Origin of the sequence: Acetobacterium wieringae (assembly GCF_001766835.1) — a bacterium.
In the GTDB taxonomy this organism is placed as follows: domain Bacteria; phylum Bacillota; class Clostridia; order Eubacteriales; family Eubacteriaceae; genus Acetobacterium; species Acetobacterium wieringae.
Map to the genome: position 1 here is coordinate 61,821 of NZ_LKEU01000043.1, position 8,848 is coordinate 70,668.

The 8,848-nt window shown below is 40.2% G+C and carries 13 protein-coding genes and 1 pseudogene; 1 reads left to right on the forward strand and 13 read right to left on the reverse strand.

What is annotated here, in order from left to right; translation table 11 throughout:
- Positions 1-11: 11 nt before the first annotated feature.
- The 13 genes from ACWI_RS18660 to ACWI_RS16635 form a co-directional block, all read right to left on the reverse strand.
- Positions 12-275 carry an HNH endonuclease gene (locus ACWI_RS18660; RefSeq protein ID WP_084633773.1) on the reverse strand — a complete coding sequence of 88 codons (264 nt, stop codon included), beginning with the start codon at positions 273-275 and terminating at the stop codon, positions 12-14.
- Positions 265-636: a hypothetical protein gene (locus ACWI_RS16580; RefSeq protein WP_070372562.1), complete on the reverse strand. Its 372-nt coding sequence runs from the start codon at positions 634-636 to the stop codon at positions 265-267. Before ACWI_RS16580 ends, ACWI_RS18660 begins: the two co-directional genes overlap by 11 nt.
- Before the next feature lie 326 nt (positions 637-962).
- The gene (locus ACWI_RS16585; RefSeq protein WP_070372563.1) at positions 963-1,523 is read right to left on the reverse strand and encodes a sigma-70 RNA polymerase sigma factor region 4 domain-containing protein; all 561 of its coding nucleotides are present in this window, start codon (positions 1,521-1,523) and stop codon (positions 963-965) included.
- Positions 1,524-1,531: 8 nt separating this feature from the next.
- Entirely contained in the window at positions 1,532-1,945 is a 414-nt protein-coding gene (locus tag ACWI_RS16590; RefSeq protein WP_070372564.1) for a DUF4406 domain-containing protein, read from the reverse strand.
- A gap of 137 nt (positions 1,946-2,082) precedes the next feature.
- Positions 2,083-2,442, reverse strand: a complete 360-nt coding sequence (locus ACWI_RS16595) for a hypothetical protein (protein WP_070372565.1) — start codon at positions 2,440-2,442, stop codon at positions 2,083-2,085.
- 11 nt (positions 2,443-2,453) lie between these two features.
- The gene (locus tag ACWI_RS16600; protein ID WP_070372566.1) at positions 2,454-3,527 is read right to left on the reverse strand and encodes an RtcB family protein; all 1,074 of its coding nucleotides are present in this window, start codon (positions 3,525-3,527) and stop codon (positions 2,454-2,456) included.
- A gap of 137 nt (positions 3,528-3,664) precedes the next feature.
- Entirely contained in the window at positions 3,665-4,177 is a 513-nt protein-coding gene (locus ACWI_RS16605; RefSeq protein WP_070372567.1) for a hypothetical protein, read from the reverse strand.
- Between the two features lie 2 nt (positions 4,178-4,179).
- On the reverse strand, positions 4,180-4,797 hold the full coding sequence (locus ACWI_RS16610; RefSeq protein ID WP_070372568.1) for a Holliday junction resolvase RecU: 618 nt from the start codon (positions 4,795-4,797) through the stop codon (positions 4,180-4,182).
- Positions 4,798-4,800: 3 nt separating this feature from the next.
- Positions 4,801-5,046, reverse strand: coding sequence for a hypothetical protein (locus ACWI_RS16615; RefSeq protein WP_070372569.1), 246 nt, complete (start codon positions 5,044-5,046; stop codon positions 4,801-4,803).
- Between the two features lie 128 nt (positions 5,047-5,174).
- The gene (locus tag ACWI_RS16620) at positions 5,175-6,491 is read right to left on the reverse strand and encodes a ParB/RepB/Spo0J family partition protein (protein ID WP_070372570.1); all 1,317 of its coding nucleotides are present in this window, start codon (positions 6,489-6,491) and stop codon (positions 5,175-5,177) included.
- Between the two features lie 120 nt (positions 6,492-6,611).
- The gene (locus ACWI_RS16625) at positions 6,612-7,382 is read right to left on the reverse strand and encodes a rolling circle replication-associated protein (RefSeq protein ID WP_070372571.1); all 771 of its coding nucleotides are present in this window, start codon (positions 7,380-7,382) and stop codon (positions 6,612-6,614) included.
- A gap of 440 nt (positions 7,383-7,822) precedes the next feature.
- A complete protein-coding gene (locus ACWI_RS16630; protein ID WP_070372572.1) occupies positions 7,823-8,212 on the reverse strand; it encodes a hypothetical protein in 390 nt (129 codons plus the stop codon).
- A complete protein-coding gene (locus tag ACWI_RS16635; protein ID WP_070372573.1) occupies positions 8,190-8,411 on the reverse strand; it encodes a helix-turn-helix domain-containing protein in 222 nt (73 codons plus the stop codon). Before ACWI_RS16635 ends, ACWI_RS16630 begins: the two co-directional genes overlap by 23 nt.
- Before the next feature lie 159 nt (positions 8,412-8,570).
- On the opposite strand from ACWI_RS16635, the pseudogene ACWI_RS18665 reads away from it, so the two are divergent.
- Positions 8,571-8,848: pseudogene (locus ACWI_RS18665) on the forward strand (transposase); the annotation flags it as partial.

Consider the following 8,848-nt stretch of genomic DNA (forward strand, 5'->3'; position numbering starts at 1 on the left):
TATCCCATTATTTACAATTGTCTTCTGGACTTCAAAGCTTTTGTTCCTTTTTCCGGATGCTCTTTGTTGTGGTGTTTTGCGCAAAGTGTCCTGCCGTTATCCACGTCATACTGCAGCTCTGGATAGTCTTCCCTGGGTTTTACGTGGTGTGCAATGGTTCCTTCCCTGAGTATTCCGTAACGCTTGCACTCCTGGCATTGGTAGTTGTCTCGCCTTAATACTTTGGCCCGCCATGCCTTGTGCTTCTTTGATTGGTAATACGGATCACTCTTCACGCCGGAACTCTCGGTGCGTTGTTTCTTTGCATTCTCTGTTTATACTTTGCGGATTGTAAAAGCAATTCATTCTATCTTTGCATTCCGTATTCTTATCAGGATCGCATGGATAAAGCGTGATACGATCTCTACCCCATGTTCGTTTATTGAATCGAAACTCTGCAACATTACCCGATGTAATAGTCAGCACGCCATCATTGATGTGAGTTATAATAATGACATCAATCACTGATTCAATGTATGATCCCTCGCTATACAGAATGCTTTCATCAGCTCTTATATCAATAACATCATCCAACTCAACAAATACACCATTGGCGTTAAGCTTCTCAACTCTATATTCCTTTGGATCAATCTTCATTATCCTTCTCCTCTCTTATTGCTATTCGTGTAATAAATACAGCCTGTCTGTTTGTCCGGATGCTTCAACGCTTTGACGTCTAAACAATGTCCGTTATGATTGTACCCACACTCTGTTCGTTCACATCTGGTACAGATACCACCGCATCCCCAACGGTTAATGCAGTATAAACATTTGTCCTCATTCATTCGCTCACCTTTTAAATATAAAAAGACACCGGTTTCCCGATGTCTCATTTACATAATTTTACTTGTACACATTATAAACTCTATATATAGCGCACACAATAGCACCAATTGTGCGCTGATTGTGCATTTGTCAAGTGCTTAAGTAAATAGCTCCACAATTGCCTCATCACTGAATAGGATTATCTTCAGCTCATTCACCAACCGGCTTTTATTCCTGGTAATCGTTGATATATCTTTTCCGAACATCTCAGCAATCTGTTCATGTGTTTTGCTTTCAAAATACTTTGCCGGGATGATTTCATAATAAGGATCCTCGATAAGCTTGCCCAATGCATCGTCAATAAGTTTGACTGATCGCTTTGTTCTTTCCAGTGATAGCTCATATGCGTCGTGCTTCTCTTTAATAATCTCATCGATATCCTTAGTCCCTTGCGACTGCTTTGAGTATCTGACAATGTCAGCGCTCTTACCTGCTGGGAAGAAGTTTGATTCATGGGATAGAACCTCTTCCCGCTCCTTTATAATCTGCTTAAACTTCGGATAATTATAAAGGAGCGATTCTGTTTTTTTAAAGGTTGATCGCTTATTATCTTTCATCAGGTTTCCCTTCTGAAATTTCAATAGCGTCATTGATGATGAACACTCCGCCGCCTCTTCTGCTGTCGTTTTTATGATTGCCATTAATCTTTCGTCGTTCATTTTTCCCCCTAATTCGTTCTTAACAATATTCTCTCTTTTCTTTTTTTCTCTGCCCTCTTATGCTCCATAGAGCAACCATTACTCTTTTCCCATCCCATCGGCAAAATTATTGTATCTGCAGCATCCAGCATATTAAAGCACCTGATCATTGCCTCTTCATGTGGCATATCTTCTGGGATGATCTGCAAAGGTCGAATGATCCGGATACCTGGATTCTCATTGATGATTCTCTGATATAGAAACTCTTCTCTGATTTTATTTTCTTTAATGCTTTTTCCCCCGGTCGTACATGGGTGAGCCAAATAATATATTTTGTTTTCATCAAGCTTTTGTATCCGTCCAGCAAATGTAACCTCCCATGCATGCCCTACATTTATGAATGCTTCCCCAATTCTACTGAGCGCCGTTTCAACTTCTCCCACAGGCTGGATAACTTCATCTTTGGTTTTTCACCATAAACGATAGTTTTTAATTTCTCGATCTCCATGTATGACGCAACGATCCACATTAATGTGACAACGCCAATCAGAATAACCAGTAATGTTAAAATATCCATGTTCTATGCCTCTGGATAAACGCCATCATCGTCTGGTAACACATCACGATAATCAACCTGACCGGGTATTCTGCTTGTTGAAATACTCGGTCTTATTTCGTATTGTCCATAACCTTGTCCAACAATGTCTAAATTCGTTTCCCCGCCCATGATTGGTGCCAATGTTGTTTTGATATCGTATGTTAATCTCAGTTTATCCCTTTCACTTTTAGGAACAACGATCACATTGATCTGAATTTTTCTCTTATCCCCCGGATAGGTGCGCTTATCCATAATGTTTTCAATTACTTTTTCCAGTTCAACTTCAAACAATTCCTGCAGCGATTGCTGTTCTCTTTCTTTTCCAATATCGCTTAGCTTCATCTTCCCTCTCCTTATGCCTTAAAATTATAAATCGGCTTCAAGATATCCAGTATTTCAATTGTATCGTCAATATGATCAATGATCTGCTCCATTGGCTTATACGCCATCGGTGCTTCGTCCAAGGTTTCCTTTGAAACGCAGGTTGTGAAAATACCAGTCATCTCTTTTTCAAATTCTGTAACGTCCAGGCGCTTCTTTGCCTGGGATCGGCTGAGGATCCGACCGGCTCCATGCGGTGCTGAGAAGTTCCAGTTTTGGTTTCCTTTACCTTTGGCCAAAATAGTACCATCCCTCATATTCATTGGGATCACCAGCTTTTCATCTGGCCATGCGCTGACAGCTCCTTTTCGCAACGTGATCATGTCCCAATTCATTTCAATGTAATTATGAACGGTCGTACATTCCGTTGATCCCTGAATCCCCAGTCTAAAGATAATCTCCATTCCGATTGAGCTTCTATTTGCTTCTGCGAACGCCTGGCACAGCCTCATGTCCTGCAAGTATTTTTCTCTTAATTCCCCGGTCAGAAAACCTTCCTTATCTGCTGCAGCTCCATAAATCAGTGCCACCTGATTCCCCAGGTTCCGAGATCCGCTATGTATGAGCAGGAATCTTTCCTTTTCCTTGTTTTCTGCCACCTCAATGAAATGATTCCCACCACCTAATGTTCCCAAGCTTTTGTATAAATGCTCTTTGTTTTTCAATTGATCGAAGCAATTGAGCTTTTTAACAAATTCCTCTGCATGGTCACAGGTTTTCTCATAAACAGAAAACCCGGAAGGAATGTTCTTTCTGATCACTTCGTCAAGCTGCTCAAATGTGAAATCTCCCTGAATCTTCATCAGTTCAACACCACAGCCAATGTCAACACCCACAAAATATGGATTAATTGGTGTATCGTCTGGCATTATGATTGTTGTGCCAATGGTACAGCCTTTGCCGGCATGACAATCCGGCATGATTTTGATTGTTGAATTTTCAAGCTCTTTTACATTGCACATTTCCAAAATCTGCTTGTGTGTTTCTTTTTCTATTTCATCCGTAAATACTTCTGCAGTATTGTACTTTCCTTTTATCTCTATCATCTCATCCTCCTATATTTCCACCATTCAGTTATTCCTATTACCAACAATGCCATAAACGAAAGCGATGTTATTATAACTGATCCAGTAATGAATATCGCTATCGTTCCTAGTGCGATTTCTACCATTTTTTCCTCCATTCACCTTAAAATCATATACATCAACAACCACGCATCATTGTCTTTGTTTTTATCTGCTTTTTCTTCATCGTTCATCAAATTCTCAATAATTAAATAATCCAGATAATTTGATAAAAACGAATTGCTGTAATAATAGGTGTTACTTGCAGCTTTTTGATAATCATAATTTTGAAATGACTTATACGGTCTCGAGAAATCTAATTTCTTATTGCTCAAGGCGTAATAGCTGCTTTGTTTTGATGATTTTGCGCTATACGTTACGGTTGACGTCGGCTTGTAACTACTGGTTGTGTTCGTTTTCCCCTGGTTTGTCGAACCGCTTGTGCTTGTCTGCTTACTTGTCGTTGCCGGTTTGCTTGCATTGCTCGACGTTGTTGGTTTACTTTCCGGCACGCTTGGTTTTGCAGATACAGAACCTCCTTTTGCTTCAGCAGCACCGGTGCAGGCAACAAATGCAAAACTCAATAAAAACAATAGAATCATGGTAATTTTTAGCCAACTTGGAAGCTTCATTCTTACACCTCTGCTATGTTATGCATGAAATCAAGGTATCCATTCCAAAACATAACCCTGCAGCTTTCTAAATCCCTTTCCTGCAGATATTTTCTCCCAAAAATAACTTCCATTTCCCTCCAAATCCCCCATGGTACCCGATAGTACCTCTCCATATTGAAACACACAAGCACAAAGGCGCTGGCTTTCATCTTCCAGTACCCTTCCAGATATTCAAATTGTTCATCTGTTATCACATTTTTCCTGATCCTGTCCTTTTCCGTAGCTTTCGCTTCAAAGACGATGGCTTTTCCGTTTGCTAAGCAACCTTTAAAATCTGGTTGGGCTTTTTTGATGAAACACGCTTCAAAACGTCCATTACTTCCTCTTCTATGGACTTTTCCCAAAACCTTCATTGGTTCTGGGGTTTTCTCAATGATGGCAATCTCTTTGTTTCGGTAATTTATGCAGGCCGCTTCAATCACTTCTTCAAAACTTTTGCCAATAACCCGGCTCCGGTGTCCCTGAAGCTGTTCCCGGCTCTTTCTGTTTTCACGGTTGATATTCTCAATCGCCTGAGCTGCGGTTGGATCCGGATATTTCTCCACATACTTTTCCTCGTTGTAAATTGTCTTTGTCATTATTTAAATCCTCTCAATATATTTATTGTGATTACACGGATATCCTATTAAGCTTAATAGTGCTGTCTTTTTTATCTTAATGGCTGAATGCGTTCCTTTTACCTTTATCACCACGCATTCTGAAAGCTCTGATGCCGATATTTCGCAATCTGTAAAAAATTCTCCCTCTTCTGTTGTTTCCGATCCATACAGTTTTACTTCACAGATCGTTATCTGCTTTCTGATATCCCTGGGATCTGATTGTTTCATTTTTCTTTTTCCCCTTTTCCTCTTCTTTTGGCTCCCAGTTCAAAGATATTATCCCGCAATACCGGCACTGGCCATTGATCAGCCCTATTTTCTCGTACTTGCAGCACCGGCAATCACCTTTTTTCACTTTATTCCTCTTCTTCTCTGGCATATAATTCATGGGTTCCGTTTCTGATGGCTATTTCTTCATCTGACATTTTATATCCAAGAATCTCAAGTAAATTATAAATACTATCAAGTTCCTTGTTTCCTTTATACCTATTGTCATAATCAGCATAGCTTCTGTGATCATCATCCGCCCGTAAATATTGCATTGATAACAGTGCTTTTTCCGGCACTTCGATGATCTTTTTTTCCAATTCATCGCCGTCATGATTTTCAATCCCTAACAAACTGGCCAATCGCTCTCTGTTAAACCAGTTGCTAAAATTATTAAGTATTACCATGACTGCGAAAGCTGTTATATCGCTGCTGTTTTTTTTCACCTTGTTTTGCGGTAATTTCTTCACAAAATCAAACCGCATTTCATACATTCTTTTTTTTATTTCATCGAGTTCATTTTTGTCAATGCGCCTTTTTTCGCTTTGTAGGTCTTCCTCCGTTTCATCATTATCTGGCCGTCGTTTATATAAAAATACGTCATTAGAGGCGACTCTAAAAAAATATTCTTCTGTTTGCCAGTCTTTTGGTTTTGCTCTCTCTTCGTCGGTATAATATCCATACGCTGTGACATAGGTCATTATGCTCCAGTCGGCTTCCTGAACTTCCTTGGCAAACTCACTGACCATTTCTATGATGGCCGCTTTGTTTTCACGCCCCAGTTCAGCACGGATCGCTTTTTTTAATGACCACTCAAAGTTATTTGTTCCAATTTCGGCCATTACCAGGTTCCTAGTTTCTTGGTCTTTTATTTTATGCAGTTCCAGGTAATCCTGAAGCTTCCCGCCACGTTCAAACGATTCTGACAGCTTTTCCCGGTCCAGATCCAGCAGCTGAACTCTTCTATTTATCGTCGTTTTAGAGAGCCCCGTCTTTTCTGCAATCTCATCAGCCGTGGATCCCAGGTCAAACATCATTTGCATTCCTTCAGCCTCTTCAATGATTGTCAAATCACTACGCTGCATGTTCTCCATCAACATAATTGCCACTTGCTGTTTTTCATCCATATCCGAGATAACACATGGCGCTTCTTTTAATCCGGCCAGTTTTGCAGCTGCCAGTCTCCGGTGGCCAATGACTGCATAATATTCACCATCTGTACTGCCGTTATCTCCTGGCTTTCCAGTGAACTGGCTATACCATGGCACTACCGTTAAATTCTGCATAATCCCATTTTCTTTGATACTATCTGCCAGCTCTTCCAGATCCGTTAATTTTTTTCGTGGATTTTTGGGATGTGGTACAATTTTATTAATATCAATATACTTTATTTTCTGTTCACTCATTTCTTATCCTCTTCTTTCCGCTGCTGATAAATGCGGCATGTCTGTAACTTATGCTGAGTAGACGACGCCGAACAATTATTGTTGTACTGTTTATGGTCATAATATAAACAGTCAGCTTTTTTACAGTGGTTTTCTTTTTTGTTTTTCATTTCCGTACCTCTTCCTATTTTCAATCTTAACCATGCTATAACATTGGAACGGCCACCCTGTAAAATCGTGGTATCCCTCCCGGATAGAATCCTTTTCCAGCATGTATCCTTTTTTGGGCGCCGGTTCCTTCCGCCATTCCTTTGCTTTAACAATCTCAACATCAGTTTTTGGTTTTTCCAAATTTCTGGAAGGGTTCCAGCGTTTACCGGAAGGACTTCCCTTTTCCTGGTATGTTTTTCTGGTCTCTTTTATCAAGTAATGGGCCAGCGCTCCATACTGTCCGGTATCATCCAGATAGGTGAAACGTGTCCGCCCATTCTGCCAAAGATCATTCAATTCTTTCACGCTAATACCGTTCACCATGTTAATTATTAAATGATGGTGTATAGCTTTGTTTTTATATTCCGTTACCGTGATGTACTTAAGATCATGGCCACGCCGCTTGTATATTGTTCTGACTTTTCTCAAATATCGTTCCAGCTCCTTTTTTGATTCTTCCGGATCCGGCCGTAATTCTTTTTTGTATGTCAGAGTCTGGTGCAGATCTCCCGGGCCAAAATTGTTATTGATTAACTGCCTCAGGTTCTTCTCTGCATTCCGCTCATTGATGATGGCCATTTTCTCTGGTGTTGGTTTTTTGTTCTCTCCCCTGGTAATTCCTTTTTTGTGGTACCGAGTTGTAAAATATTTCTCCACTTCAATCGTCATGCCCGCCCTGGTTGTCTTTTTGACATACGGCATTTTGCTCACCCCTTTTTCTATAAAGATGTCGTTAAAATAATACTCTTATCGAGTCAAAAAGCTGATTACTCAGCCGTTTTTCGCTTGTTATCTTCACTAAAAAAAGGTATAATTAGATAACAGCTTTTTAAAAAGACCGCCTCTGCTTCCACAGCTTTTAGGGCGGTCTTTTATTATTCAATTATTTGTGATATAATGCTCTAAGTATTCTAATGGAGCCTCTTCCCATAAGCATTGCCGTGCCTGGAAGAGTCTTTTTTTGTGCTCTTTTTCATGATGCTGTCACTCCCAGCTTTCGTTTCATCCGTTTTAACGACTTTATCGCTCTGTTATCGCTGCTTTCTTCCTGGTTCCTGCAATGCGGGCAAATAAACTTATCCGGATGTGTCCAATAATCCATTTCAAAAATTAAACCGCATTCCTGGCATTGTCTTTCAAATCTAGGCATTTTTTCTACCCTTTCCTTCCCCAAAAACTAACTTCTCACCTTCTATGAATGTTGGATTGTTTCGGAACACCTCATTGATTGCTTTTTCGATCTTCTTTACTTCAATCCCGGAATCCTCTATATCCTGCATAACCGCTTCCTGCCAGTCCTCATGCATTTCATAAACTTCTCCAAAATATCCGAGAACTTTCTTGAAGCTGAATTCTGCAACCAACTTTTCGGCTTTTGTCAGTTCAATATCATTTTTTACTTTTGCCTTTGCCACCTTTTTTTCTTTCAGTTCCCGTTCCAGGTCTTCCCTAGTTAAAACTCTGAAATAAAAGTCCTCTTTGCTCTTTACGGTAATCATCGTTCCTTTGCTAACATCTTCCAATCTTGTCATTCTTTTTCTCCTTCTTTACAATCTGTAATTTGTAACCCATCGCATTAAGAACCTTTTGCAAAACATCAATTCTCGGCATTGTCTCTCCAGTTTCCCATCTATGTATAACCGAGTCGGCAACACCTGAAAGGTGATACAACTTTTTCAAGCTCATTCCTTTTTTAGTCCTTATTCCACTCAAGATTCCACCAACGTTCATAGTCTTGCACCTCCCCAATACTCTGGCCTTTGTCTTGTGTTAATTGTCAAATTATAAGTGTCAAAACAGTCTTGATTTAATCAAATTATTTCGGCTAAACCGAGCTTTTCAACTATGGTATAATGATTAATCATTAAGCACTTTAAGGAAGCACAAACCATGGTTCATCTGGAACACTTTTCTGACCACCCACTGGATTATATCACCGAATTCTACACCGCTAAAAAAGTTCGCATCGATAGCTGTCCTCATTGTTATTCGCGCAGGCGGCTCCATCTTCATGGTGTCTATCACCGGCATGTGATCTGGTATGAGGATGTCTTCTCCATTCCGGTACAACGCCATTACTGTATTCATTGCGGTAAGACCGTGAGTATCCTGCCTTCTTTCTGCCACTCCGGGTTTCAGCTGGCCCTTCCATTTCTACTGGAACTGCT

Excerpts from the sequence above, each read along its gene's own strand:
- ACWI_RS16580 (WP_070372562.1), bottom strand. The coding sequence starts at position 636 with ATGAAGATTGATCCAAAGGAATATAGAGTTGAGAAGCTTAACGCCAAT.
- ACWI_RS16585 (WP_070372563.1), bottom strand. The coding sequence starts at position 1,523 with ATGAACGACGAAAGATTAATGGCAATCATAAAAACGACAGCAGAAGAG.
- ACWI_RS16595 (WP_070372565.1), bottom strand. The coding sequence starts at position 2,442 with ATGAAGCTAAGCGATATTGGAAAAGAAAGAGAACAGCAATCGCTGCAG.
- ACWI_RS16600 (WP_070372566.1), bottom strand. The coding sequence starts at position 3,527 with ATGATAGAGATAAAAGGAAAGTACAATACTGCAGAAGTATTTACGGAT.
- ACWI_RS16605 (WP_070372567.1), bottom strand. The coding sequence starts at position 4,177 with ATGAAGCTTCCAAGTTGGCTAAAAATTACCATGATTCTATTGTTTTTA.
- ACWI_RS16610 (WP_070372568.1), bottom strand. The coding sequence starts at position 4,797 with ATGACAAAGACAATTTACAACGAGGAAAAGTATGTGGAGAAATATCCG.
- ACWI_RS16615 (WP_070372569.1), bottom strand. The coding sequence starts at position 5,046 with ATGAAACAATCAGATCCCAGGGATATCAGAAAGCAGATAACGATCTGT.
- ACWI_RS16620 (WP_070372570.1), bottom strand. The coding sequence starts at position 6,491 with ATGAGTGAACAGAAAATAAAGTATATTGATATTAATAAAATTGTACCA.
- ACWI_RS16625 (WP_070372571.1), bottom strand. The coding sequence starts at position 7,382 with ATGCCGTATGTCAAAAAGACAACCAGGGCGGGCATGACGATTGAAGTG.
- ACWI_RS16630 (WP_070372572.1), bottom strand. The coding sequence starts at position 8,212 with ATGACAAGATTGGAAGATGTTAGCAAAGGAACGATGATTACCGTAAAG.
- ACWI_RS16635 (WP_070372573.1), bottom strand. The coding sequence starts at position 8,411 with ATGAACGTTGGTGGAATCTTGAGTGGAATAAGGACTAAAAAAGGAATG.